This is a genomic window from Streptosporangium sp. NPDC023963 (genome assembly GCF_040639135.1).
GTDB lineage: Bacteria > Actinomycetota > Actinomycetes > Streptosporangiales > Streptosporangiaceae > Streptosporangium.
The window spans coordinates 626012-650750 of the sequence record NZ_JBEZZK010000004.1; the positions used below are offsets into that span (position 1 = coordinate 626012).

The 24739-nt window shown below is 70.4% G+C and carries 20 protein-coding genes and 1 pseudogene; 8 read left to right on the forward strand and 13 right to left on the reverse strand.

The window, feature by feature from the left end:
- The first annotated feature begins 92 nt into the window (after positions 1 to 92).
- From AB0F88_RS17505 to AB0F88_RS17515, 3 genes are all read left to right on the forward strand, one after another.
- Positions 93 to 1235, forward strand: coding sequence for an ROK family protein (locus AB0F88_RS17505; RefSeq protein ID WP_362684249.1), 1143 nt, complete (start codon positions 93 to 95; stop codon positions 1233 to 1235).
- 200 nt (positions 1236 to 1435) lie between these two features.
- Positions 1436 to 2005: a DUF4142 domain-containing protein gene (locus AB0F88_RS17510; RefSeq protein WP_362684252.1), complete on the forward strand. Its 570-nt coding sequence runs from the start codon at positions 1436 to 1438 to the stop codon at positions 2003 to 2005.
- A 143-nt stretch (positions 2006 to 2148) separates the two neighbouring features.
- Positions 2149 to 3339 carry a N(5)-(carboxyethyl)ornithine synthase gene (locus AB0F88_RS17515; RefSeq protein ID WP_362684255.1) on the forward strand — a complete coding sequence of 397 codons (1191 nt, stop codon included), beginning with the start codon at positions 2149 to 2151 and terminating at the stop codon, positions 3337 to 3339.
- On the opposite strand, the gene AB0F88_RS17520 is transcribed toward AB0F88_RS17515, so the two are convergent.
- The gene (locus AB0F88_RS17520; protein ID WP_362684258.1) at positions 3322 to 4362 is read right to left on the reverse strand and encodes a LacI family DNA-binding transcriptional regulator; all 1041 of its coding nucleotides are present in this window, start codon (positions 4360 to 4362) and stop codon (positions 3322 to 3324) included. The two genes, AB0F88_RS17515 and AB0F88_RS17520, sit on opposite strands and share 18 nt — an antisense overlap.
- Positions 4346 to 6802: a glycoside hydrolase family 3 N-terminal domain-containing protein gene (locus tag AB0F88_RS17525; RefSeq protein ID WP_362684261.1), complete on the reverse strand. Its 2457-nt coding sequence runs from the start codon at positions 6800 to 6802 to the stop codon at positions 4346 to 4348. The genes AB0F88_RS17520 and AB0F88_RS17525 overlap by 17 nt, the downstream gene beginning before the upstream one ends.
- 350 nt (positions 6803 to 7152) lie before the next feature.
- Between AB0F88_RS17525 and AB0F88_RS17530 the strand changes: the two genes are divergently transcribed.
- Genes AB0F88_RS17530 through AB0F88_RS17540 form a run of 3 tightly spaced genes read left to right on the forward strand, consistent with a single transcriptional unit; the run spans position 7153 to position 10360 of the window.
- Positions 7153 to 8508: an extracellular solute-binding protein gene (locus tag AB0F88_RS17530; RefSeq protein WP_362684264.1), complete on the forward strand. Its 1356-nt coding sequence runs from the start codon at positions 7153 to 7155 to the stop codon at positions 8506 to 8508.
- On the forward strand, positions 8505 to 9431 hold the full coding sequence (locus AB0F88_RS17535; protein ID WP_362684267.1) for a sugar ABC transporter permease: 927 nt from the start codon (positions 8505 to 8507) through the stop codon (positions 9429 to 9431). The genes AB0F88_RS17530 and AB0F88_RS17535 overlap by 4 nt, the downstream gene beginning before the upstream one ends.
- 2 nt (positions 9432 to 9433) lie before the next feature.
- Positions 9434 to 10360 (forward strand): carbohydrate ABC transporter permease, encoded by a 927-nt coding sequence (locus AB0F88_RS17540; RefSeq protein ID WP_362684271.1) that lies wholly within the window; start codon positions 9434 to 9436, stop codon positions 10358 to 10360.
- A gap of 444 nt (positions 10361 to 10804) precedes the next feature.
- Here AB0F88_RS17540 and AB0F88_RS17545 read toward each other — a convergent pair whose 3' ends face one another.
- The 6 genes and pseudogenes from AB0F88_RS17545 to AB0F88_RS17570 form a co-directional block, all read right to left on the reverse strand.
- A complete protein-coding gene (locus AB0F88_RS17545; protein ID WP_362684274.1) occupies positions 10805 to 11296 on the reverse strand; it encodes a DUF5946 family protein in 492 nt (163 codons plus the stop codon).
- Between the two features lie 68 nt (positions 11297 to 11364).
- Entirely contained in the window at positions 11365 to 12207 is an 843-nt protein-coding gene (locus AB0F88_RS17550) for a carbohydrate ABC transporter permease (RefSeq protein ID WP_362684277.1), read from the reverse strand.
- 32 nt (positions 12208 to 12239) lie between these two features.
- A pseudogene (locus AB0F88_RS17555) lies at positions 12240 to 13127 on the reverse strand (sugar ABC transporter permease); the annotation flags it as partial.
- The gene (locus tag AB0F88_RS17560) at positions 13124 to 14485 is read right to left on the reverse strand and encodes an extracellular solute-binding protein (protein WP_362684280.1); all 1362 of its coding nucleotides are present in this window, start codon (positions 14483 to 14485) and stop codon (positions 13124 to 13126) included. The gene AB0F88_RS17560 and the pseudogene AB0F88_RS17555, both read right to left, overlap by 4 nt.
- Positions 14486 to 14560: 75 nt before the next feature.
- Positions 14561 to 16069: an alpha-N-arabinofuranosidase gene (locus AB0F88_RS17565; RefSeq protein ID WP_362684283.1), complete on the reverse strand. Its 1509-nt coding sequence runs from the start codon at positions 16067 to 16069 to the stop codon at positions 14561 to 14563.
- A gap of 463 nt (positions 16070 to 16532) precedes the next feature.
- Positions 16533 to 17294 carry a nucleotidyltransferase domain-containing protein gene (locus AB0F88_RS17570; RefSeq protein WP_362684286.1) on the reverse strand — a complete coding sequence of 254 codons (762 nt, stop codon included), beginning with the start codon at positions 17292 to 17294 and terminating at the stop codon, positions 16533 to 16535.
- A 178-nt stretch (positions 17295 to 17472) separates the two neighbouring features.
- Here AB0F88_RS17570 and AB0F88_RS17575 point away from each other — a divergent pair, with 178 nt between their 5' ends.
- Positions 17473 to 18057 (forward strand): HD domain-containing protein, encoded by a 585-nt coding sequence (locus AB0F88_RS17575; RefSeq protein ID WP_362684289.1) that lies wholly within the window; start codon positions 17473 to 17475, stop codon positions 18055 to 18057.
- 146 nt (positions 18058 to 18203) lie between these two features.
- On the opposite strand, the gene AB0F88_RS17580 is transcribed toward AB0F88_RS17575, so the two are convergent.
- Positions 18204 to 19325: a hypothetical protein gene (locus AB0F88_RS17580; RefSeq protein ID WP_362684292.1), complete on the reverse strand. Its 1122-nt coding sequence runs from the start codon at positions 19323 to 19325 to the stop codon at positions 18204 to 18206.
- 104 nt (positions 19326 to 19429) lie between these two features.
- Positions 19430 to 20860 (reverse strand): serine hydrolase, encoded by a 1431-nt coding sequence (locus tag AB0F88_RS17585; RefSeq protein WP_362684295.1) that lies wholly within the window; start codon positions 20858 to 20860, stop codon positions 19430 to 19432.
- Between the two features lie 293 nt (positions 20861 to 21153).
- Here AB0F88_RS17585 and AB0F88_RS17590 point away from each other — a divergent pair, with 293 nt between their 5' ends.
- Positions 21154 to 21621: an SRPBCC family protein gene (locus AB0F88_RS17590; protein ID WP_362684298.1), complete on the forward strand. Its 468-nt coding sequence runs from the start codon at positions 21154 to 21156 to the stop codon at positions 21619 to 21621.
- Between the two features lie 133 nt (positions 21622 to 21754).
- Here the strand turns inward: AB0F88_RS17590 and AB0F88_RS17595 are convergent, their stop codons facing one another.
- The 3 genes from AB0F88_RS17595 to AB0F88_RS17605 form a co-directional block, all read right to left on the reverse strand.
- Positions 21755 to 22378: a DUF6461 domain-containing protein gene (locus AB0F88_RS17595; RefSeq protein WP_362684301.1), complete on the reverse strand. Its 624-nt coding sequence runs from the start codon at positions 22376 to 22378 to the stop codon at positions 21755 to 21757.
- A gap of 319 nt (positions 22379 to 22697) precedes the next feature.
- Positions 22698 to 24320: a glycoside hydrolase family 43 protein gene (locus AB0F88_RS17600; RefSeq protein ID WP_362684304.1), complete on the reverse strand. Its 1623-nt coding sequence runs from the start codon at positions 24318 to 24320 to the stop codon at positions 22698 to 22700.
- A gap of 256 nt (positions 24321 to 24576) precedes the next feature.
- Positions 24577 to 24699 carry a hypothetical protein gene (locus tag AB0F88_RS17605; protein WP_362684307.1) on the reverse strand — a complete coding sequence of 41 codons (123 nt, stop codon included), beginning with the start codon at positions 24697 to 24699 and terminating at the stop codon, positions 24577 to 24579.
- Positions 24700 to 24739: the final 40 nt, after the last annotated feature.

A 24739-nucleotide genomic window follows, 5' to 3' on the forward strand; every position in this document is an offset into this window, starting at 1 on the left:
CGAAATCGAAGATAAAGCGGAAGGTAACGGATGATTCTCACGCAAGTCAACACGTTGCCGTAGTAAGTACAGACGTGGTATTCCTCTAGTTCATGTCAGGCAAAGAGCGGCTGCTGGTGCGGGGAGCACAGGGTGACCTTCTGCGTCTCGTCGCCACCGGTCACGCCGAGTCGCGCGCCCAGCTGGCCCGCGTCTCCGGCCTGGCGGCGTCGAGCGTCTCCCTCCGCGTCGAGGAGCTGATCGACACCGGGCTCCTCGTCGAGGAGGGCTCGGGGACCTCCAGCGGCGGGCGGCGGCCCCGGCGGCTGCGGGTCAGCCCGACCGCCGGCCTGCTCGCGGTGGCCGACCTGGGGGCGCACCACGCCCGCCTCGGCCTGCTCGACCTCAGCGGCGTCCCCCTCGTCGTCGAGGAGCGTGCCTGCGACATAGCGCTCGGCCCCGAGGCGACCCTCGACTGGATGGCCGCCGCGTTCGACGAGCTGCTGCTCGCCCACGGCCCGGCCGGCGTCCCGCTGCGCGGCGTCGGCACCGGCATCCCCGGCCCCGTCGACCCGGGCAGCGGCCGGGTGGTCTCCCCCTCGCGCATGCCCGGCTGGAACAACTTCCCCGTCGCCGAGCATCTCGGCGCGCACTACGACCTGCCGGTGCTCGTCGAGAACGACGCCAACCTCCTGGCCGTCGGCGAGGCCCGCTCGTGGCCGGGGTTCGACAACCTCATGGTGCTCAAGGCCGGCAGCGGCATAGGGTGCGGCGTGATCGTCGACGGCCGCCTGCACCGGGGCAGGGGCGCGGCCGGCGACATCAGCCACGTCCGGGTCAGGACCGACTCCTCCACCATGTGCTCGTGCGGCCATCCCGACTGCCTGGAGGCCTACGCGAGCGGCGCCGCGCTCATGGACGCCCTGTCCGGGCTCGGCATCGCGACGCGGCGCCCCGCCGACGTCGTCGCCCTGGTCGAGGACGGCGTGCCCGAGGCCACCGCCCTGGTCAGGAACGCGGGCCGCCTCATCGGCGAGGTGCTCACCGTCCTGGTCAACTTCCTCAACCCCGACGCCATCGTCGTCGGCGGCAGCCTCTCCACCGCCGAACCGCTGATCTCCTCCATCCGCGCCGCCGTCTACGAGCGCTGCCTGCCCCTGGCCACCCGCGACCTGGAGATCGCCGTCACCCGGGGCGGCCCCGACGCCGCCCTCCTCGGCGCGGGCTCCCTCCTGCTGGACGCCGTCCTCAGCTGAGGGGCCACGGGCGGCACGCCCCGCCCGGGCGAGGAGCCACCGGCGGTACGGGGGAGCACGGCAGGCCCTCTTACCCAACGGGACCAAATGTGTCCTTTTGTCAGTGTTTACCACCTATAGCGGCACATCTACCCATATGTGAATAGATAAAAGGGAGGGAGGCGCCAGCTCTGCCCGTGGATCGACCGACGGAGGATCCGATGGTTCGAATGATGCTCGTCCTGCTCACCATCCTCGTGGCCGCGATGGCCGCGATGGCCGGAACGGCCGGTGCCGCCGTCCCCCCCGCCCCCGAGCCTGTCAGCCGACAGGACTGGGAATTCCTCGTCAAGGCGCACCAGGGCAGCCTGGCCGAGATCGAGGCGGGCCTGGCCGTCAGGCGGAAGGTCGAGAGCGAGGACGGGAAGGTCGGCCGGGCCGTCCGCGAGCTGGGAGAGCAGCTCATCGTCGACCACATGAGACTCGACAGGCTCATCCGGCAGGTGGCCGACGAGATGGGCGTCAAGCTCCCCGACGAGCCCAGCGCGGCGCAGCGCAAGCAGCTCGAAGAGGTGATGGCGCTGGGCGGAGCGGAGTTCGACAGGGCCTGGATCGACATGGAGATCGCCAGCCACCGCAACGGGGTCATGCTCGTGAGGCAGCAGGTGGAGAACAGCTCCGACCCCAGGATGAGGAAACTCGCCTTCGCCGTCGAGCAGGTCGTGCGGACCCACCTGAACATGTTCCTCCATGTTCACGAGTCCCCCGCCCACAGCCCCTCGGAGAGCTGAGGCGAGCGGGAAACCGTGCGCGGCCCGCCAGGATCCGAGGGCCGGCGAGGCCCGAGGCGCCCGTTCGAAGCGGGGCCTGTGCTAGGAGGCGCCCGTTCGAAGCGGGGCCTGTGCTAGACAGGGAGCCAATCATAGGAGCCCCCATGGAGCAGCTCAGCCTCGGAGTCGTGTCACGATCACGCAAGGAGAACGAGCACCGGCTGGCGATCCACCCGCTGCACCTGGAGCGGATCGCCCCCGATCTCCGGGGGCGCGTCTACCTCGAACGCGGCTACGGCGAGCACTTCGGCGTCCCCGACGGGCAGCTGGCACCGTACGTCGCCGGCCTGCTCCCCCGGGAGCGGCTCCTCGCGGAGTGCGACGTCGTCCTGCTCCCCAAGCCGCTGGCCGAGGACCTGGAGGGGATGCGCGAGGGACAGATCGTCTGGGGCTGGCCGCACTGCGTCCAGGACGAGAGGATCACGCAGCTCGCGATCGACCGGCGGCTGACGCTGATCGCCTTCGAGGCGATGAACCACTGGACCGGCGAGGGCGCGTTCAACCTGCACGTCTTCCACAAGAACAACGAGCTGGCGGGCTACTCCTCGGTCCTGCACGCCCTGGAGCTCATCGGGACGACGGGCGTCTACGGCCGGAGGCTGCGGGCGGTCGTCATCGGCTTCGGGGCGACGGGGCGCGGCGCGGTGACGGCGCTCAACGCGCACGGCGTGAACGACATCGACCTCCTCACCTTCCGGGACGTCACCGCGGTCGCCTCGCCGATCCATTCGGCGCGCATCGTGCGCTTCGAGCACGAGGCCGGCGACCCCAACCGCAGCTACGCGCTCACCGAGAGCGGGCGGGTACCGCTGGCGGCCTTCATCGCCGACCACGACATCGTCGTCAACTGCGTGCTGCAGGACACCGGCGCCCCGCTGATGTTCGCCGACGAGGAGGACCTGGCCGCCTTCGCGCCCGGCACCCTCGTCGTCGACGTGTCCTGTGACGAGGGGATGGGGTTCAGCTGGGCGCGGCCCACGACGTTCACGGACCCGATGTTCGAGGTGGGCGACAACGTCCGCTACTACGGCGTCGACCACAGCCCGTCGTACCTGTGGGACTCGGCCACCTGGGAGATCAGCGAGGCCCTGCTGCCGCACCTGCGGACGGTGCTCGGCGGCCGGGCGGCGTGGGACGCGGACGACACCATCCGGCGGGCCGTCGAGATCCGCGACGGCGTCGTGCAGAACCCCGCCGTCCTGTCCTTCCAGCACCGCTCGCCGGTCTATCCGTACCCGCGCGGGCAGGACGCGTCCCCGGCACTCGCGGCCGGCGGCTCAGCCGTGGCCGGCTGAGCCGCCGGGCGGGGCGGTGGACCCGCGTACCACCAGCTCGGTGGCGAGTTCGACGTGATGGGAGTCGACCCGTTCGCCCGCCGCCAGGCGCAGGGCCGTGCGTACCGCGACGCCGCCCATCTCCCGCAGCGGCTGGCGCACGGTCGTCAGCGGGGGCGAGGCCATCCGGGCGACCTGGGTGTCGTCGAAGCCGACGATGCTGAGGTCCTCGGGGACGCGCAGCCCTCGCGCCCTGGCCGCCTCCAGCACGCCGAGCGCGATGTCGTCGCAGCCGGTGAAGACGGCCGTGGGGGCCTCGGGCAGGTCGAACAGGGCCGCGCCGCCCGCGACCCCCTCCTGGTACTGGAAGGGCCCCTCCCGTACGTGACCCGGGGGGACCGGAGCGCCCGCGGCCTCCATGGCGGCGCGGTAGCCGTGCAGCCGGGCCTGCTCGCAGGCGGCGGTGGCCGGTCCGCCGAGGTAGGCGATGCGCCGGTGTCCGAGCGCGAGCAGGTGCTGCGTGGCGGCCAGGCCCCCGGCGAAGTTCGTCGAGCCGACGCTGGTGACCCCCCTGGTCTGCGGCAGGTTCAGCGGGTCGATCACGACCAGGGGCAGGCCCGCGCGGGACAGGGCGGCGAGCTGCCCGGCGGTCAGATCGCTGGTGATCGCGATCACGGCCCGCCGTCCGGCCGTGGCCAGGCCGCGGGCCCAGGACCCGGCGCGGTCGGCGGTCGTCCGGATGCTCACCACGATCGCCGCGCCGACCTCGGCCCCGGCCCGCACCGCGCCCTGGACGATCTCGGTCGAGTACGGGTTGAGGTCGGCGTCGAGCTCCACCTCGATCGTGGCCGGCACGGCTGTGTCACCCCGGCGGCGCTGCGGCGGCGCGACGTAGTCGTGCTGCTCCAGCAACGACTCCACGAGGGAACGGGTCCCCGGGGAGACGTCGTCCCGGCCGTTGAGCACCTTCGACACGGTCGCGATCGACACGCCCGCCGAGGCCGCGACCGTGGCCAGCGTGGCCCGTCTAGGACTGGCCGGCATCTGTTCCTCCCTGCTGTGTGGCGGAAGAGCCCGGCACCGGTTCCACGCCCACGCGGGTGACCAGCCGCCGGCCCACGCCGACGTGACGCAGCGGGCCGGTCAATCGTACGCGGCCCCGGCAGGGCAGGTCGGACGCCGATGCGCCGACGAACACCTCAAGATCCCCCGGTTCGACGACGCGTCGCAGGTCACGCCCGGTGAACGCGGTCCGGTCGGCGGGCACGGTGAAGGTCGCCACGGCGCTCGCGCCGGGCTCCAGCCTGACCCGGGCGAACCCGGTGAGCTGCCGCACCGGCCGGGTCACCTGGGCGAGCACGTCGTGCAGGTAGAGCTGGACGACCTCCTCTCCCGCCCGGCCCCCGGTGTTGCGCACGCGCACCGACACGGTGAACTCGCCGTCGGTGGGCACCTCGGCGTCGCCGATCCTCAAGGAGTCGATCGCGAAGGTGGTGTACGAGGCGCCGTGCCCGAACGGGAACAGCGGGGTCGGGTCGAGGTTGCTGATGCCGTGGCTGTCGGCGCCCAGCGGCGGCTGCAGATAGGTGCCCGGCTGCCCGCCGGGGCCGCGCGGGATCTGCACCGGCAGCTTCCCGCCGGGCTGCACCCGGCCGGACAGGACCCCGGCGATGGCCGCCCCGCCCTCCTGGCCCGGCATGAACGACTGGACGAGCGCGGCGGCGGCCTCGGACACGCCGCCCAGCGCGTACGGGCGGCCCGAGACGACGACCACCACGACCGGCGTGCCGGTGGCGGCCAGTTCGGCCAGCAGGTCCTCCTGCGCGCCGGGCAGCCGCAGGTCCTCGGCGTCGCAGCCCTCACCCGAGGTGCCCAGCCCGAACATCCCCGCCAGGTCGCCGACGACGGCCACGCACACGTCGGCCCCGCGGGCCGCCCGGAGCGCGGCGGCGAAGCCGGAGCGGTCCTCGCCCCGCACGTCGCAGCCCCGCTCGTGGACCAGCTCGGCGTCGGGCAGCTCGGCCCGCAGCGCGTCGAGCAGGCTGGGCGCGGCCACGCCGAGCCCGAGCCCCGGATGGCGGGGCAGCACGTGGTTGGGGAAGGCGTAGCAGCCCATGAACGTGCGCGGGTCGTCGGCGCAGGGGCCGACCACGGCCACCCTGCGCGGCTCGGGACGTCCCTCGCCGAGCAACGGCAGCGCGGTGCCCGCGTCGAGCAGCACGATCGACCGCTCGGCCAGCTCCCTGGCCAGGGCCCGGTTGGCCGGCGAGTCCAGGTCCACGGCCCGCGCCCCGGCCACCGACCTCTCCGGCGTCCAGTCCGGGTCCAGCAGCCCGAGTTCCACCTTCTGCGTGAGCAGGCGCCGGGCGGCCCTGTCGATCAGGGACTCCGGCAGCTCGCCCCGCCGCACCCGCCCGGCGAGGTGCTGGCCGAAGCCGAGCGTGTCGGGCAGCTCGACGTCGATGCCCGCGGCCAGCGCCTGCGCCCCGGCCTCGTCGGTGTCCGCGGCGACCTGGTGCATCGTCGTGAGGAACGGGATCGCCCAGTAGTCCGACACCACCGTCCCGGTGAACCCCCACTCGTCGCGCAGCAGGTCGGTCAGCAGCCACGAGTCGGCCGCGGCGGGAACGCCGTCCAGGTCGGAGTAGGAGTTCATCACCGAACGCGCGCCGCCCTCGACGAGGGCGGTCTCGAACGGCGGCAGGATCATGTCCATCAGCTCGCGCCGGCCCATCGGCACCGGCCCGTGGTTGCGGGCCGCCCGGGAGGCGGAGTAGCCGGCGAAGTGCTTGAGCGTGGCGATGACCCCGGCGCCCTCCAGGCCGCGCACGTAGGCGGCGCCGAGCATCGCGACGAGGTACGGATCCTCGCCCATGGTCTCCTCGACCCGGCCCCAGCGGTAGTCGCGCACCACGTCCAGCACCGGCGACAGGCCCTGGTGGACGCCCACGGCGCGCATGTCCCGCCCGATGGCGGCGGCCATCCGCTCCACCAGGTCCGGGTCGAACGTCGCGCCCCAGGCGATGGCCGCCGGGTAGACGGTCGCGCCGTAGGTGGTGAAACCGGTCAGGCACTCCTCGTGGACCAGCGCCGGGATGCCGAGCCGGGAGTGCCGCACCACCTCGGACTGCAGCCGCACCACCTCCGCGGCGCCCTCCGCCGCCGTCACCGGAGCGCTGCCGAAAACCCGCGTCAGGTGACCGAGCCCGTGGCGGATCGTCTCCTCGAAGGGCACCTGCCCCGAGGCCGCGAAGACGTCCTGCAGCGGGGCGACGTTCGCCGTGCCCTCGGACTTCTCCTCGGGCTCCCCGTCCTGGCCGGCCTGCATGGCGTTGCCGGGCCACCGGCTGCCGAGCTGGCCGATCTTCTCCTCCAGGGTCATCTCCGCGAGGAGGGCGTCGACCCGCTCGGCCACGGGAAGTGCCGGGTCCTGCCACGACCGGAGGGTCCGGCCGGCCGCGGGGGTCCCATCTAGCGCCGTCATCTGCTCTCCTCAAGAAAAACCCGCCCCGGCAACTGTCCGAAACATTTCGGTGAGTTGCGGTAGCTCTGCTCACATCCTGGCGCACCCGAGGTGACCAGGAAAGTCCCAGATGAGAGTACCCCACACCCCTCACATACCAAGCTCATGCCGACATGGGATCACCCCTTGACAGGCAGGTAGCTGAAATCTAAATTGACGTGCCACGCGGCCTGTTTCGGAAATGTTTCGACATGCTGGGCTCGGGGGGACGGACGCCTGGTAGCAGAGGTGCCGATCCACGACCGACGGCCACCGCCACATGTTTCACCTGAAGCCCCGCCCCGCCTCGGCACCGACATACGGAGATCAGCGTGGAGTCAACGACACCATCCCGCCGCACCTTCCTCGCCCTTTCGATGGGCATTCCCCTCAGCGCCGCGCTGGCGGCCTGCGGCACGTCCGGCCCCGCCCCGGCGGGCGGAGGCGCGAGCGGCGGGAGCGGCGGGAACGCCGCGAACAAGGCCGGCTACTGGTTCCTGTCGACCCAGCCGCAGGAGGGCGTGCGCACCAGGGCCGTGGAGCGCTTCAACAAGGCCAACCCCAACGGGCAGATCGAGTTCACGGCCATGCAGAACGACGCCTACAAGACGAAGATCAAGACGGCGATCGGGGCGGGCCAGGCGCCCACCATCATCTGGGGCTGGGGCGGCGGCACGCTGCGCACGTACGTGCAGGCCGGCCAGGTGGAGGACCTCACCCCGTGGTTCGAGCAGAACCCGGCGGTGAAGGACCGACTGTTCGCCTCCTCCTTCGGGGCGGCCACGATCGACGGCAAGATCTACGCGATGCCGGCCGAGACCATGCAGCCCATCATCCTGTACTACAACAAGAAGGTCTTCGAGAAGGTCGGCGTGGAGCCGCCGGAGTCGTGGGGCGACATCATGGCCCTGGTCCCCAAGTTCAACGCCGCCGGCATCGCCCCGTTCTCCCTCGGCGGCCAGTCGCGCTGGACGAACATGATGTGGCTGGAGTTCCTCTTCGACCGCATCGGCGGCCCCGAGGTGTTCCAGGCCGTGTTCGACGCCAAGAAGGACGCCTGGTCGCACCCCGCCGCCCTCGAGGCCCTGACCAAGCTGCAGGACCTCGTCAAGGCGGACGGGTTCATCAAGGGCTTCTCCTCGATCACGGCCGACTCCAACGCCGACCAGGCCCTGCTCTACACCGGCAAGGCCGCGATGATGCTGCACGGCGGCTGGACGTACGGCAGCATGTCGACCGACGGCGGCGACTTCGTCTCCGGCGGCCACCTCGGCTACATGAACTTCCCGCCGGTCGAGGGCGGCAAGGGCGACCCCGGCAACACCGTCGGCAACCCGGGCCAGTACCTGTCGATCTCCTCCAAGGCGACCCCCGAGCAGAAGGAGATCGCGAAGAAGTTCTTCGCGACCGCCGTGCTCAACGACGAGGACGTCAAGGAGTGGGCGGGCACCGGCGCGGTGCCGATCGTCAACGGCGCCGACAGCGCGTTCGCCGGAGCCAAGGACGCGGACTTCCTGAACTTCGTCTACGGCATCGCCAGCAACGCCAAGTCCTTCGCCCAGTCCTGGGACCAGGCGCTCAGCCCCACCGCGGCCGAGGTGCTGCTGGACAACATCGCCAAACTGTTCCAGCTGTCGATCACGCCGGAGCAGTTCGTGTCCAACATGAACGCGGTCATCGGCAGTTGAGCGCGCTCGCCACCCCCGCCCGGACAGGGAGACCGCCGGCCGCCAGGCAGAGGGCGCACAGCCGCCTTCTGCCCTGGCTGGCCGTGCCGGCCCTGGTGATCTTCGTCGCCTTCGGGGTCATTCCGCTGGTCGGGGTCCTGTTCCTCAGCTTCACGTCCTGGGACGGACTCGGCGAGATCCAGCTGTCCGGGTTCACCAGCTGGCGGGCAGTGCTCGCCGACCCCGGCCTCCTGCACGCGCTGTGGATAACGCTGCTGGTGATGGTCGTCTCCTGGGCGGTCCAGACCCCGATCAGCATCCTGATCGGGGTGTTCCTGGCCGGGCGGCAGCGCTACCGCTCGCTGCTGGCGGTGATCTACTTCATCCCGCTGCTGCTCAGCCAAGCCGCCATCGCGATCGCCTACAAGGCCCTGCTCGACCCGAACTTCGGGCTCGGCGCCGGGCTGGGCATCGACCTGCTCGTGCAGGACTGGCTCGGTGAGCCCGTCCTCGCCTTCGGCACCGTGATCTTCGTGGTGTCGTGGCAGTTCGTCCCCTTCCACTCGCTGATCTACCAGGGCGGCGTGCGGCAGATCCCGCAATCCATGTACGAGGCCGCCGAGATAGACGGCGCGGGCCGCGTCCGCAAGTTCTTCAGCATCACGCTGCCGCAGCTCAAGTACACGATCATCACGTCCTCCACCCTCATGGTCGTCGGGTCGCTGACCTTCTTCGACCTGATCTTCGTGCTGACCGCGGGCGGTCCCGGCGACGCCACCCGGGTGCTCGCCCTGGACATGTACAAGCGCGGGTTCCAGGCCAACCTCATGGGACCGGCCAGCGCCATCGCCGTCATCCTCGTCCTGGTGGGCCTCGCCATCGCCTTGCTCCTGCGCCGGCTCGGCGGCCGCGACGCCAGCGCCAGCCAGATGGAAGGGGCCTGACCATGAGCGTGACCCACACGACAGGGGTCAAGCGGACCGAGGCGCCCGGGTCGCCACCGCGCCGGCACCGGCGCCGCCCGCCCGCCCGCGGCGAGCGGCGCTCGCTCGGCGAGCGCCCCAACTGGCTGGGCGGGGCCGTGAGCTGGCTGTGGCTGGTGATCGTGATCGTGCCGATCTACTGGATCGTCATCACCAGCTTCAAGGCGCAGAGCAGCTACTACGCCACCAACCCGCTCGCGCCGCCCACCGAGCCGACCCTCGACAACTACCGGCTGGTCGTCGAGTCCGACTTCCCGCTGTACTTCCTCAACAGCCTCATCGTCACCGTCGGCGCGGTCGTCCCGTCGGTCGCGGTCGCGTTCATGGCGGCGTACGCGATCGTCCGGGGCAACACCGCCTTCCGCTTCCTGCGCGGGGTGAACGCACTCTTCCTCATGGGCCTGGCCATCCCCCTGCAGGCGACCATCATCCCCGTCTACCTGATCATCATCCGGCTGCGTCTGTACGACTCGCTGACGGGACTGATCCTCCCGTCGATCGCCTTCGCGATCCCGCTGTCGGTGCTGGTCCTGACCAACTTCATCCGTGACGTGCCCAAGGAGCTGTTCGAGTCGATGCGGCTGGACGGCGCGGGCGAGCTGGCGACACTCTGGCGCCTGGCGTTGCCGCTCACCATGCCGGCCGTGGTGACGGTGACGATCTACAACGCGCTGACGATCTGGAACGGGTTCCTGCTGCCGCTGATCCTCACCCAGAGTCCCGACAAGCGCACGCTGCCGCTCGCGCTGTGGACCTTCCAGGGGCAGTACAGCGTGAACGTGCCGGCGGTGCTCGCCTCCGTGGTGCTGACCACGCTCCCCATCCTGCTGCTGTACGTGGTCGGCCGCCGCCAGCTGCTCAGCGGCCTGACGGCCGGTTTCAGCAAGTGACCACGCCCTGCCGCCCGGCGCACCGCGTCGCGGTCCGCCCGAACCCCAAAGTCCGCGAGCGGCGCCGGAACGGCAGGGGCGAGCGTCGCCGGGATATCGGTCAAAGGACCGTCGCCCGGATCTCCGCCCTTTGAAGTCCCGCAGGACGGCTCTCGCCCAGGAAGACGGATCGGGATATGTGCCGGCGAGAGCCCCGCGCCTCGCCGGGGCAGGACGCGGGTGGTCGCCGGCGTCCTGGCGGGCGCGATGACCGTCCAGACGCGGGTGGTCGCCGGCGTCCTGGCGGGCGCGATGACCGTCGGAGCCGGCTGGGCGGCATACCGTCCAGCCGGACTCGATGACCGCGTCGAAGCCGCGGCCGAACCCTCTACCGGCGACAACAACTCAAAGGTCAATGAGCGCAGATGGAGCGGCAGGCGCGGATATCGTCACGCGGGCCCTCGATCATCGGTCCTGGACAGATCTCCAGGACTCCACGGTCGCTTCGGCGATGGTTTCGATGCGGTGTCCGTATGCCGGATGCCCATCGGAGACGAAGCTGCCCTCCTCGAACGGCAAACCGCAGAACGTGGCGCGGAAGTGCTTGGGAGATCCGCCCGGCGGGAGCGGCGCGTACGCCGCCAATGGCGCCATGTCGTAGCTCGACCGTGCCCCGTGCCTGTTCCGCGCCACCTGATGAGCCGCCACACGAAGTAATGCGTCAAGGCCCTTGTCCACGTAGAGCTGCAGCTGGCGGAACTGACCGTCAAGGTACTTCTCATGAGCTCTGGAAGGATGTTGCAGGAGATACGCACACACCACAGGCGCGTGCCACCTGTACATCTGAGGATCGGCCTGCTCTTCAGCCAGGATTCCGTGGTAATAGTCCACGCACACGCCCAGCGGGCCGGCGACTGCACCGCAGTCGCACTGACCCATGGTGGGGCTATCTGCCATGGTCTGCACCGTAGGTGGTCGGCAACAGCCTTGTCGACGGGATTTCGACGCCGTCTGCCGTGCTCCCGTCACTGCCCGGCCAGGCCGGTGTGGGCGACTCCGCGAATGATCTGGCGCTGGAAGAACACGAAGACGACGAGCAGCGGCAGGCCGGCCAGGACCACGGAGGCCATGATCTGCGCGTAGCGCACGCCGAAGGTGCCCTGCACCACGTTGGCCAGTCCCACCGGCAGGGTCATCGTGTTCGGGTCGGTGGAGACCAGGAACGGCCAGAGGAAGTTGTTCCAGGTCGTGATGAACGTGAAGATCGCCACCGCGGCGATCACCGGGCGCGAGAGCGGGAGCACGATGGTGAAGAACACCCGCCAGCGGCCGGCCCCGTCGACGAACGCGGCCTGTTCCAGCTCCGGCGGCACGGCCTGGAAGAACTTGTAGAGGATGTACACGATGACGGGCGCGGCGACCTGCGGCAGGATGATGCCCCACCAGGTGTCGACCAGGCCCAGGGCGACCATCTCGGCGAACAGCGGGGCGATCAGCACCTGCGGGGGAACGATGATCCCCGCGAGGATCACGGCGAGCAGCACGCGCCGCCCCCGGAACCGGGTGCGCGCGAAGCCGTACGCCGCCATCGCCGAGAACAGCACGGTCATGAACGTGACGATGACCGCGGTGACGGTGGAGTTGATCGCCCACTTGACGATGCCGCCGGTGCCCAGGACCAGCCTGTAGGCGTCAAGGGTGATCTCGCTGCCGATCCACTGCAGCGGGATCTTGTTGGTGTCGGCCTCGGGCTTGAGCGAGGTGGCGACCGCCCAGGCGAGGGGCGCGAGCCAGACCACGGCGAGCGCCCCGGTGACGGCGAGCAGGACCAGCTGGCCGGGGCTGAACCTCTTGGACCTCTTGGTCATCGGAGAGACTCCTCACGCTTGCGGAACAGCCGCAACTGCACCAGGGACACGGCGACGATCAGGACGAAGAGGATGTAGGAGACGGCCGAGGCGTAGCCGACGCGGTACCCCATGAAACCGATGTCGTAGGCGTACTCGATGATCGGGCGGGTGGCGTTCTCCGGGCCCCCGCCGGTCATCAGGTAGATCTGGTCGAAGACCTTCAGCGAGGCCAGCAGCTGCAGCACCACGATGAGGCCGGTGGTGCGGCGGAGCAGCGGCAGCGTGATCGAGCGCAGCTTGTGCCAGGCCGAGGCGCCGTCGATCGAGGCGGCCTCGTAGAGCTGCTCGGGGATGCTCTGCAGGGCGGCCAGGTAGAGCAGGAAGTTGAAGCCGACCGTCCACCAGACGGTGGTCATCACGACCGACCACATCGCCAGGTCCGGATCGCCCAGCCAGAGGATGTCGGTGCCGAACGTCCCGTTCAGCAGGCCGAAGCCGGGCTGGTAGATCATATGCCGCCAGAGCAGTGCGACCACGGCGGAGGGCAGCAGGAACGGCGCGAAGAACGACAGCCGCCACAGCCAGCGCACGAAGCGCAGGTTGTGCACCAGCAGGGCGAACACCAGTCCCAGGACGACCAGGGGCACGGTGCTCAGCGCGGTGAACAGCACGGTGTTCCAGAGAGAGCGCCACATCCTGGGGTCGGCGAACGCCTCGGCGTAGTTGGCGAAGCCGACGAACCCGGCGTTGGTCCCGGCGATGTTCACGCTGGACAGGCTCATCCTCAGGCCCAGCAACAGCGGCCAGACGAGGAAGGCCACGTAGACCACGAGGAAGGGCGCGAGGAACAGCAGCCCGTGCTGGGTCCAGCGGCGTCCCGCCCCGATCTTCGCGACCGGTGCGGCGGTGGCGGCGGGGGCTTCGACGCCGGTCGTCATCGGGGCTCCTCGGGGAAGGGGTTGGGGGTCTCCATGAGCCTGCGCAGGGCGGCCTTGGCCAGGGCCAGGCCCTGCTCGGGCGTGCGCGTTCCGGCGATGACCGGGGAGAACGCCTCACCGAACTCGATCCACAGCCTCGAGGCCGATCCGGTGAACCACACCTGCGGGTCGAGCGCCACCTCGGTGATGACCGAGCGGTACTCCGACTGCGGATTCAGCGCCAGGTACTCGGGCTCCTCCAGCGCGGGAAGGTAGGCGGGCACGTGACCGGCCACCGCCCAGTCGGCGCTGTTCTTGATCAGGTGGGCGATGAACCGGTAGGTCTCCCGCTCGATCCGCGGATCGCGGTCGCGCTGGTGGGGCAGGACGAAGACGTGGCAGTCGGCCTGGGCCGAGGCGCCGCCGAAGATCGAGGGGAAGCGCGCCATGCTGAACGGCGTCTTCGCCTGCTTGAAGGTCGTGATCTCCCAGTCACCGTTCCACAGGATGGCCGCGTCACCGCTCTGGAAGGCGGCGACCGACGACGCGTAGTCGGTGGTGGGGTCGCACAGTCCCTCCGCGCCCAGCGTGCGCATGAAGGAGAGCGCCTCCAGCGCCTTGGCGTCGTCGATCGTGATCTGGGTGCCGTCGTCCGACAGGAGGGTGCCGCCGCTCTGGGGGTACAGCGACCACCACAACCGCCACGGCCCCACCGTTCCGAGACCGAGCGCGTCGAAGGCCAGCGGGGGCTTGCCGCCGAGGACGTCCTTGGCCTTGCGCAGCGACTCCAGCAACTGGTCGGCGCCCTTGGTCGCCAGCAGCTTGCCGTCGCCGCCGAGCAGCCCGGCACGGCCGCAGACGTCGGTGTTGTAGTACTGGACCATGGGGTGGGCGTCGAACGGCACCGCGTACAGCACTCCGTCGACGTGGGCGCGCTCCCAGATGGGAGGGCTGAAGTCCTCGGGCCGCAGGCCGTTCTCGGCGAGCAGGTCGAGGTTGATCGGATCCAGGATCAGGCCGGGGCCGATGCCGGGCAGCCGGGCGAGGTGGAAGGTCGCGAGATCGGGGGAACGGCCCCCGGCTCCCGCCATCGCGACCTTGGTGTAGAAGGCCTCACCCCACTCGAGGACGTTCTCCTCGACGAACAGGTCGGGGTTCTCCTTGGCGAACGCGCCGACCATCTCGTTCATGACGACCCCGTCGCTCGCGCCGAGGAAGTGCCAGTATCTGATGCGGGTCCGGGAGGAGCCCAGGTCCACGGGGAGGGAGCATCCGGAGCCGAGGAGCCCGAGGGCGAGGGCTCCGCCCAGCAGGTTCCTTCGGGTGATCCGGGACGGGGTCGGCGGAGTCCGGGGTGGGGTCGCTGGAATGTCGTCCACTGCTGTCTCCAGGTGTCTCCAGGTGTCTCCAGGGGGCGCGGCCGCGCCCCCCTCGACGAGCGCGGCCGGATGGGCCTACGGGCGGATGAGACGGATCACGTTCCACGAGACGGCGGGCAGCGTGATCTCCAGGGTTCCTGCGTCGAGGCGGGCCTCGGTGTTCGTACGGGGCGTCACCGTGTCCGGGGCGTCGGCGGTGTTGCGGGCGTAGGGGTCGGGGCCGGACAGCGTCGTGGCCCCGGCGAGCTCCACCGGGCCGAGGGCGCGCAGGTCGGCGGTGAGGGTGAGCGGCCGGTCGGTCGAGCGGTTGACGGCGAACAGCGTGGTGGCGCCGGTCTCCTCGTCGTGGGTGGCGACGGCGTCGAGGGCGGTGACCTCGCCGAACCTCGCGGTCTCGTGGGTGGGAGAGTCCGGCTCGACCCGCAGCACCTGGCCCGCCGCGTACCGGGAGGCCTGGGCGAACGGGTGGAAGGTGGTCTGCCTCCAGGCCCTGCCGCCCGGTTCGGTCATGATGGGGGCGATGACGTTGACCAGCTGGGCCAGGCAGGCGGACGTCACCCTGTCGCTGTGCCGCAGCAGCGAGATCAGCAGCCCGCCGAAGGCCACCGCGTCGGCCAGGTGGTAGTGGTCCTCGAGCAGCGGCGGGGCGACCGGCCAGTCGCGCGGCGGTTCGGCGTTCTGGAAGCGGGACAGGTACCAGACGTTCCACTCGTCGAACGAGATGTTGATCTTCTTCTTGCTCCTGAGCCGGGCGCCCACGCTGTCGGCCGTCGCCACCACCGCGTCGACGAAGTGGTCCATGTCCGCCGCCGAGGCGAGGAAGCTCGCCAGGTCGCCGTCGTGCTCCTCGTAGTAGGCGTGGCAGGAGATGAAGTCCACCACGTCGTAGGTCTCCTCCAGCACGGTGGTCTCCCACGCGCCGAAGGTCGGCATGGCGGAACCGGAGCTCCCGCAGGCCACGAGCTCCAGGTTCGGGTCGATCATGCGCATGGCACGGGCGGTCCCGGCGGCGAGCCGCCCGTACTCGCGGGCGGTCATGTGGCCGATCTGCCACGGGCCGTCCATCTCGTTGCCCAGGCACCACATCCGGACGTCGTGCGGTCTCTTGGCGCCGTGGGCGACCCGCAGGTCCGACAGGTGGGTCCCGGACTCGACGTTGCAGTACTCCAGCAGGTCCAGCGCCTCGGCGATGCCCCGGGTGCCGAGGTTGACGGCCATCATCGGTTCCACCCCGGCCTTGCGCGTCCAGGCGACGAACTCGTCCAGGCCGAACTCGTTGGTCTCCGTGCTGTGCCAGGCCAGGTCGAGCCGCCGGGGCCGCCCGGCCCGGGGGCCGACGCCGTCCTCCCAGCGGTATCCGGACACGAAGTTCCCGCCGGGGTAGCGGGCCGTGGTGACGCCCAGCTCGCGGGTGAGCTCCAGCACGTCGCGCCGGAGGCCCTCCTCGTCGGCGGTGGGGTGGCCGGGTTCGTAGAGGCCGGTGTAGACGCACCGGCCGAGGTGCTCGACGAACGTCCCGAAGGTGCGCCGGTGGACGGGGGCCACCCTGAACGCGGGGTCAAGGGTGAGGTGCGCGGACAGCACGAAGGTCTCCTCACACGCGGCCCGCGCCGGCTTCCGGCGCGAGATCGCCAGGCTCGTGGATTACCGGGAAATTGAGCGACTCCAGTTGTGAGCGTTAACACCAAAAAAGGCCAACCGTTACATGGAGTGAGTGTTAACGTTCCCATCGTCGCGGGTCAAATCACGATCCGGTAACTACGACAGATTCCCAGCTCATCGCACGCGCGGTCCGACCTGCTACTTTCACCTCCGTGCGCCATGAACGATCCGCTCCGCCCCGGACACGCGAAGTGACCGGAACCCGCCCCACGCCTCTCGTGCCCGAATAGAGGCAAGCGTTTACCAGCGAATTAAGGAAATCCTCAGGTGGCTGTTGACAGCGTTATCGACCGGGAGTCCACTTGGCTGCCAAGCACCGGACAACGGCACACCGCGTGACCCGGCCGCCCATCGCGCCCGGCACCGCGCGACGGCCTCCGGGGATTCACCGTGATCGCAGCACCATGGACATGTAGGCCAGCATGTCGGCACGGCGGCGAAACGGATCGCGATACAACGGTGGGCCGCCGACCCTCAGGCGCAGCCCCTCCCGGATGATCCGGTGCCGGCGTTCGTCGAACACCTTCAGCGCGTACTCGCCCGCGGCCGTCTTGGAGGTGACCTCGCCCGCCTCGAGAGTGTGGTGAAGCCGGGTGACACCGAGCACCCCCCACGTGGTCTGGTAGCCGGTGAGAGCGGCCACTCCCCACAGCGACGCCGATCGGGAGCTGCGCTCGACCCAGCGCGTCCAGTAGCCGTCCAGGTTCTCCCGCGTCCGCTGGGCCAGGGTGTCCCAGTCGGTGTGGATCCCCAGCTCCGCGACCGCGGGCCCCCGCACCGCCACCCCGCCCTGGGCCAGCACGTGCCAGGTCACCAGGTGCCGCTCGGACCTGCTCTCCTCCTCAAGGCGCCATTCGTGCACGGCCGGCCTCGCCGGGGTCAGCTCGGGGTCGCGGCGCAGGTCGTCCCACGTGACGTAGAGACCGTCGAAGTACGGCTTCGCGTACCGGCGCTTCAACTCGGCATGCACCCTGCGCAGGATCCGCGCGTCAGGGGGGGCGCCGACCACGGCGACGAAGTCGATGTCGCTCTTACCGGGCCGGTAGTCGCCGAGGGCGATCGAGCCCTGCAGGTAGAGACCTTCGACCAGGCCCGGCGCGTACCGGTCGGCCAGTTCCAGGTAGGTCGCGCACATACGGGAGGGCATCTCACCGAGGCTGTTCACCACTTTCGCACCCTAACCAACGGGCGACGGATCGGACCCCGAAATGGGCACCACGACGATTCAGAGGTGAGAGCCGGGGCGCCGGCCGCTGTCCCGGCGTGGGCCGGAGGCGATCCTCTACGCTCTGCGCATGATCCACCGAGGGGAAGAGGGGACTTCCGTGACGGAGGAACCGTCGAGGCTGGCGGGCCTGTTGTACGAGATCGGTCTGCTCAAGCGCTACAAGCGCACGGGCTGGCTGGTCGCCGGGGTACGGGACCCCGAGAGCGTCGCCGACCACTCCTTCCGGACGGCGATCATCGCGAGCGTGATCACCGCGCTGGAGGGCGGCAACCCGGAGCGGGCGGCGTTCATGAGCCTGTTCCACGACACCCAGGAGACCCGCATCACCGACATCCACCACCTCGCCAGGCGCTACCTCACCGCGCCCTCCAACGAGGAGGTCACCGCCGACCAGGTACGCGCTCTCCCCGGGCCGGTGGCGCGGATGGTGAGCGGCGCGGTCGGCGAGTACGAGGAGAAGGCCAGCCTCGAGGCCGTCTGCGCCCGCGACGCCGACAAGCTGGAGTGCCTGATCCAGGCCATCGAGTACCGCGAGCAGGGTTACCGGAACATGCAACCGTGGATCGACGGCTCACTCGCGGCGCTGAGGACACCGTCCGCCAGGCGCCTCGCGGACGAGGCGCTCGGCACGGGGTCGCTGGAGTGGGTGACGCGCCTCCTCGACGAGGACCCGGACACCTGACGCCGGACACGCGGGAGCGTCGCCGGACGGTCCGCCGTGCGCCCCCGCCCCCCGCGACGAGGAAGGAGGCGCCACGGTCCGCCGTGCGCCCCCCGTGCCGAGGAAGGGGCCGCTGTCCGGCGCCTCCCGCCCGCCGGCCCCGTTTCCTACGGGACGACGATCTCCAGGTTGGTCTGCCACTCCACGGGGAGCCGCCTGACGGACAGCGCCTGCTCGCCGGGCCTCCAGGTGGCGATCATGCTGGCGTGGTCGCTCTCCCGCGGATAGGCGTCCGCGGTCGTGACAAAGGCGCCCGCGAGCACCAGCCGCCCGTTCGGTGTCCAGCGCATCCTGCGGGTCTTGACGTCGACGGGCACGGGCGTCGACGGCAGGTGCGCCCATCGCAGGGTCTTCGTGTCCAGCACCCAGACGTCGAGACGTTCGTGCGCCCCCGTGGTGGGGGCGAGGAACGGGACGGCGATGTACCTGCCGTCGGGGCTGACCTCGCCGTCCCTGACCTCGCCCGCTCCGGCCGGCCTGCCGATCGGCCGCTCCTTCCCTGCGCCGGGGATCACCAGGGCGAAATTCTCGTCCCGCCGCCTCACCAGCAACTCCCGGGACGTCGCCGCGACGATCCCGGGGTGTCTGCCGGTCTTCCGCAGGCTGTCATGAGCCAGGAGGATCGACTCGTCCCTGTGCCTGGCGTGCAGGCCGTACGGCGTGTCGAGGAACGGCAGCGCGCCGCAGTGGCTCCAGCGGGGACGGCGCAGGGTCCTCCCGTCCTCCGCCTGCTTCCGTACCGTGCACGGACCGTCGTGGGCCGGCCGGTCCGTGATCCAGAAACCGGAGTCGTCGAAGGCGGGGAACGCGTTCCAGCCGGTGGCCAGCTTGCGCGCCTCGTTGCCCTCGAGCAGGTACAGCCGCCCCTGGTCGACCGCCGGTCCGCTCACCGCGATCACGGTGTGCCTGCCGTGGACGAAGGCCGAGAGGGTGAGGCGCGGGTCCGGATCCGGCAGGCCCGAGACGGGCGTCGAGGCGCCGGTGTCGACGTCCAGTACCGCCGGGGCCAGGCCGGTCTGACCGTCGCCGCCGACGAGCAGGCGAATCCCGCTGCCGGGGCCGAGCGGCTGTCCGGAGAGGGGGCCGTGGCCGCTTCGCGCGGGGCTCGCCGTGACCCGCGGGGCCTCCGCGGCGGGCCACCCGGCCCGGGGTGTGGCGGTGCAGCCCACCAGGCACGCCAGGACCGGCACCAGAGATCTCCCGATCGTCCCGGCCAGGCTCCGCGTCATGGGCAGAAGCTACATGATGCTCCCGGGAGGGCGGGAAAGACACCGCACGGCCGGCGACCGCAGGCCGCTCGGCTCACGTCCCCTGCGGGCCCGGCCGACGTCACCTACGCGACGTCGGGCCGTGTCATCAGCGGCGATCGCAGATGCGACACCAGGCTGGGGCCGGTCAGGGGCACGATGTTCCACGTCGCCACCGCTGTCCCCGCGCCGGCGTCGACCACCAGCCGGACCCGGTGCGGGGTGGTGATGACGTGAAGGTCGGCGACGAACGTGTCGCCCTGCCAGGCGCCGGCCGCGACGACGGGACGGCCGAGCGGTGAGCCTTCCCTCCATTCGCCGTGACCGGCCTCGACGTCGAGGGACGACCCGAGTCGCAGCAGCCATCCGCCGTCCACGGGATCGACGATCACCGTGGTTCCGTCGGGCAGGGCCGAATCCTCGGCGGAGGCGTCGAGTCTCGCCTTGGCGGAACGCTCCGGGGCGGCCGAACCCCGCACCGGCGCCAACGACAGCCGCCGCAGCCGATCGGCGAGGATCTCGTCGTCCCGGGGGCTGTCCGCGCGGTCCACGCCGGGCAGCAGGCACTCCCACATCGCGTCGAGCGTCGCCTGTTCCCGCGTGTTGGCGCTGGTCACGGCGACCACGAGATCGTGCGAGGGGACGACCACGCAATGCTGGCCGAAGGCGCCGTTGCCGTGGTAGCCGTGACGCGACATCCAGAACTGGTAGCCGTAACCGCAGAGGTAGTCGGCGCCCGCGGATCCGTCCTCGAGTGGCAGGGTCTCGATGTGCCGTCCGGTCGCGAGCCGCACCCATTCGCGCGGGACGAGCCGCCGGTCGCCCCACAGGCCGCCGCGCAGCAGCAGTTCGCCGAAGGCGGCGACGGCCTCGGTCGTGAGGTGCAGTCCGTGGAATCCGAAGGCGGCGCCGCTCGCCACCCGGTCCCATTCGGCGTGGTCGACGCCCATCGGCGTGAAGAGGCGCTCGTCGAGCAGTTCCGGCAGGCCGCGGCCCGTGACCCGTTCCACCATCCGGGCCAGGACGAAGGTGGTCGGATTGTCGTAGGCGTGCCGTGTTCCCTCGGCCTCGGGAAACGGGACGCGCAGGAAGCCCTTCACCAGGTCGTCCGGCTCCAGGCGCCAGGCCTCGGCGAGGCTGTCCGTGCGGTGTCCGGTCGTCATGGACAGCAGGTGGTGAACGGTGAGGCGGCGTCCCTGTTCCGAGATGCCGGCCGGAACGTGGTCGGGCAGCACGTCCACCACCCGATCGTCCAGCGAGAGCAGCCCGTCGGCGATCGCGAGCCCCACGGCGATCGAGGTGAACGACTTGGTCAGCGAGTAGAGAAGGTGCGGGCGTTCGGCCGAGTACGGCGCCCACCAGCCTTCGGCGACGACGTGGCCGCGGCGTACGACCATGATGGAGTGACACTCGACGGATCGCGCTTCGAGCCGGTCCAGCAGCGCGGTGACCGCGCGGGACGACATCCCCGAGGCGGCCGGTGTCGAGCGCGGCAGCAGGGCGCGCTGAGAAGGCATCCGAGCACCCTAACAAAACCGCCCGATCGAGTTACGGGACATGGCTCGGAGCCCCCGACCACGCGAAGCCCGCACCGGGCGAACACCGGTTCCCAGGGCTCTCGTTGCGATCCGACCCCGTTCAACCCCGTTCCGGACGGACCGCCTGCGCCCGCTGGTCCAGATGAAACCGATCTGAACGGGCAGGATCAGAACTGCCAACGCGGTTTGTGTTTCCCGCGCGATATCTAGTCAGTTATGAAGGGAAGCAACCCGGAAGGTTCCACCGGAGTGCGCCGCCTTAGGCTTGACGCATGCCGGTCTTTGAGATTGTCACGCATGTCATGGCGCCACCGGAACGAGTCTTCGACATCTCGCTGGACGTGGATGTTCACGCGGCCTCAATGGTGGGATCTTCCGAGAAAGCGGTCGGAGGTGTGACCACCGGCAGCTTGAAGCTGGGCGATACCGTTACATGGCGGGCACGACACTTCGGCATCCGCTGGCGAATGACGTCTACGATCAGCGCCTACGATCGCCCTGGTCATTTCGCCGATGAGCAGGTGTCAGGACCTTTCAAGCGCTGGTATCACGCTCACCATTTTCAGTCTTGCGGTCACGGCGGCACGGTGATGAGCGATGTCATCGAATTCGCCGCGCCTCTCGGTCCTCTCGGAAGGATCGCCGAAATTCTGGCTCTCCGTCACTACATGCCGAAGTTGATCCGGGTTCGCAATCAGCACATCAAGCAGGTCGCCGAAGCCACTCTCACGGCTGATTGAGAATATCCCCGTCACCTGGGTGCAGAGGACATGCCGCGTGCAACGGGACCGCCGGCTCACGCTTGCCAAGCTCGCCCTGTGCGCAACAGCAGGGAAATACAGATACGTCACCTGGCAGGCGGGTGATGGCCCGTCAGCTTTCCGGGGACTGCTGACGAGGCCCGACGTCGCCTCCCAGCAGCGGCCCGTTCAAGACCTCTCGGGTCAGCATGACACCGGTCAGTCGCGCCACGAGCATCAGGGCCCCGTCCACTCTCGGATGTCTGGCGGTCCTCTCCTCGCTGTCCTCGTCGGTCCCGTCTCCCGGCGCGTACGCAGGGTCGAAGCCCGCCTCCCTCATCAGGCTCACCAGCCGATCAGGATCGCTCCCGTACCGCCATGCGGGAATCATCGGGTTGAACGCGGTCACCACCTGCCCGTCCACCGCGTACGCGAAGCGATCGGCCGCGTAGTCATGCCGCAGAACCGACACGGCCTCCGACCCGGCCGACAGCGTTTTCACGGCGTCGAGCGCATCCCAGCCGTACTCCTCGATGAGCACGGCCCAATCGCCCAGACGGCCCGCCAGGAGCGTGTCGGGGAACAGCCCCTCGTCGACCAGCTCCTCGTAGGTGAGTGGCCTGATGCTGCTTTCCTCGGCACCCACACGCCGAAGCGCCTCAGTCTCATCGAGCCCACGCACGAAGGTGAGGCACCACAGGTCGCCCAACCCGTGGTCATCGGCGAGCCAGGCGACATCGGCGTAACTGATCTCCACGTGTGTGCTCCCTGCGGATGCTCCGGATGTGCCGCCACGGTAACGCTCAGATCCGACAGCCACGCCACCCTTCAGGGCCCTACGACCTCGCGCGGCGTTCGCCTTGGCCGGGGCACCCGGGATCCGGGATGGACCGTCAACATCGCTCACGAGCCGTGGCGGCGCGACCTTTTCCTGGCGGGGAAGGTCGACCATGACAAGGACGAGCGGGTTTCCCTGTACGGCGGGTACCGCTGACCCACGAGCGACCTACCTCAGGACGCGTGAGCCGGCCAGGTACCGGCACCATGTCCGTTCGAATTGGCCCGAGTGCCAACGGTCATCCCGGGAGTGGCAGGTATTCGAACCAGTCGAAGGCCGCCGTGCTGGTGCTCGGGTGGCCGTTGGAGGAGGCGTAGAGGCCGATCATGGCGCCGGTGAAGCCTCCGGCGACGGTGGAGCCGAGGACGCGGCCGTCCACCGGGGCCGCGAGGTCGGTCCACTCGCCGGGGCGCAGCGCGTAGCGGGCCTGGTAGTCCTGGCCGTGGGCCTCCACGCCCAGCCACAGCGGGCCGGACGGGACGACGTCGGCGCGGGCCAGGAGGGTGTCCGTGCCGCCGGAGCGGCGGGTGAGTTCCAGGCCGTGCGCGGTGAGGACGAGCGTGATGTGGAAGTCGTCGTTCTGGAACAGGACGAGCCCGGCGCACTCCTCCCCCCGTGGGCGGAACTCCATCACCGTGTGGGCCGCGAAGGCGATGTGCTGCTGCCGCCGGGCGACCAGGCTGGGCGCGGCCCGCTCGCGCAGGGTCTGCGGTCGTAGCCGCAGGGTGAGGCGGCTGCCGGCCAGGTTCCAGTACGGTTCGCGGGGCGTGCGCAGGTGGTTCCACACCGGTGCGAGGCGCGGGGCGTCGAAGTGGTCGCAGGCGGGGGCGGCGGGCCAGCGGCGCGCGGGGGTCGAGGGGGCCTGCGCGTACGGTTCGACCTGGTCGAAGACCGGCCAGTCGTCCTCCCAGCGGACTCGGGTGAGGAAGGTCTCGCGGCCCAGGTTGTAGCCCTTGGAGGCACGGACGGCGGCCGTCGTGGGCTGGTCTCCGGCGGATTCACCACGGGAGCCGCCGTCCGGGGAGTCGGCGGATCCGGCGGGAGCGAGAGGAGCCGGGAGAGCGCCGTAGGGGCGGGTGGCGAGGAGGACCGACCACCACTCGCCCTCGGCGTTCCTGACCAGGTCGGGGTGGCCGACGCTGGTGATGGGGTGGCGCAGCCCGAGGTGGCGGTGGGTGAGAACGGGGTTGCGCGGGTTTCCCAGGTAGGGGCCGGTGACCCGCTCGGCCCTGGCGACCATCACGGCGTGGTCCTCGGCGGTGCCGCCCTCCGAGGTGAGCAGGTAGTAGAAGGCGCCGATCCGGTAGACGTGCGGGCCCTCGCACCAGACGCCGCCGCGCTGCGCCGCCTCCCAGATCACGTGTTCCTCGCCGAGCAGCTTGAGCGTGGCCGGGTCGAACTCGCGCAGCCAGATCTCGCTGTCGCCGTCGTAGCGTCCCTCGTCCTTCGGCCGGGTGCCGGTCATCCAGGCGCGGCCGTCGTCGTCGAAGAACAGCGAGGGGTCGAAGCCCCGGGTTTCGGGGAACCACACCGGCTCGCTCCACGGCCCGGCCGGGTCGGTCGCGGTGACCAGGAAGTTGCCCGGCTCGTCCATCAACGTGGTGATCATGTAGAAGACGCCCTCGTGGTGCCGGATGGTGGGGGCGTAGATGCCGCCGGACGGCCGTACGCCGTCCAGGTCGAGCTGGGACGGCCGGTCCAGGACGTGGCCGAGCTGTCGCCAGTGCACGAGGTCGCGGCTGTGGAAGATCGGTACTCCGGGGAACCACTCGAAGGACGAGGTGACGAGGTAGTGGTCCTCGCCCACCCGGCACACCGAGGGGTCGGGGTGGAAGCCGGGGATGACGGGGTTGGTGTACACGAGACTCCCTTGGTGTCCGAATCTTCCTTCGAGGGTCCCGGTGACTCGGGGCGGGGTCGGCGTGGGCGGGCGTGTCGGGGACCTGCCCCGGGCCTTCGGGCGTCACGGAGGTTCCCCGGAGACGGGTGACCCTCCGAACCCGGGTTCCCGGAAAGGGGTGCCGGACCCTCACCCCCCTGAAGGCCGGGCCCGGCACCCCCCGGAGCCAGGCCCTGTCCCCCGAAGGAGGACGGACCCGGCAGCATGGCGGTCGTGTCTACCTGGTGAGCCGGAGCACCCCCCACCTCGACGTGTCGACGTGGCTCCACCCGGCCGGGTCGTTCCAGGTCGCGGCCGTGCGGGCGGTGCCCGTGGCGTCGTCGGCCTGGACGGTGCGCATCTTCCCTGGGCTCCTCGGTCAGGTAGGAGTGGAACCCGCC

Excerpts from the sequence above, each read along its gene's own strand:
- AB0F88_RS17505 (WP_362684249.1), top strand. The coding sequence starts at position 93 with ATGTCAGGCAAAGAGCGGCTGCTGGTGCGGGGAGCACAGGGTGACCTT.
- AB0F88_RS17515 (WP_362684255.1), top strand. The coding sequence starts at position 2,149 with ATGGAGCAGCTCAGCCTCGGAGTCGTGTCACGATCACGCAAGGAGAAC.
- AB0F88_RS17545 (WP_362684274.1), bottom strand. The coding sequence starts at position 11,296 with ATGGCAGATAGCCCCACCATGGGTCAGTGCGACTGCGGTGCAGTCGCC.
- AB0F88_RS17590 (WP_362684298.1), top strand. The coding sequence starts at position 21,154 with ATGCCGGTCTTTGAGATTGTCACGCATGTCATGGCGCCACCGGAACGA.
- AB0F88_RS17570 (WP_362684286.1), bottom strand. The coding sequence starts at position 17,294 with ATGCCCTCCCGTATGTGCGCGACCTACCTGGAACTGGCCGACCGGTAC.
- AB0F88_RS17550 (WP_362684277.1), bottom strand. The coding sequence starts at position 12,207 with ATGACCAAGAGGTCCAAGAGGTTCAGCCCCGGCCAGCTGGTCCTGCTC.
- AB0F88_RS17585 (WP_362684295.1), bottom strand. The coding sequence starts at position 20,860 with ATGCCTTCTCAGCGCGCCCTGCTGCCGCGCTCGACACCGGCCGCCTCG.
- AB0F88_RS17605 (WP_362684307.1), bottom strand. The coding sequence starts at position 24,699 with ATGCGCACCGTCCAGGCCGACGACGCCACGGGCACCGCCCGCACGGCC.
- AB0F88_RS17525 (WP_362684261.1), bottom strand. The coding sequence starts at position 6,802 with ATGACGGCGCTAGATGGGACCCCCGCGGCCGGCCGGACCCTCCGGTCG.
- AB0F88_RS17580 (WP_362684292.1), bottom strand. The coding sequence starts at position 19,325 with ATGACGCGGAGCCTGGCCGGGACGATCGGGAGATCTCTGGTGCCGGTC.
- AB0F88_RS17540 (WP_362684271.1), top strand. The coding sequence starts at position 9,434 with ATGAGCGTGACCCACACGACAGGGGTCAAGCGGACCGAGGCGCCCGGG.
- AB0F88_RS17510 (WP_362684252.1), top strand. The coding sequence starts at position 1,436 with ATGGTTCGAATGATGCTCGTCCTGCTCACCATCCTCGTGGCCGCGATG.
- AB0F88_RS17520 (WP_362684258.1), bottom strand. The coding sequence starts at position 4,362 with ATGCCGGCCAGTCCTAGACGGGCCACGCTGGCCACGGTCGCGGCCTCG.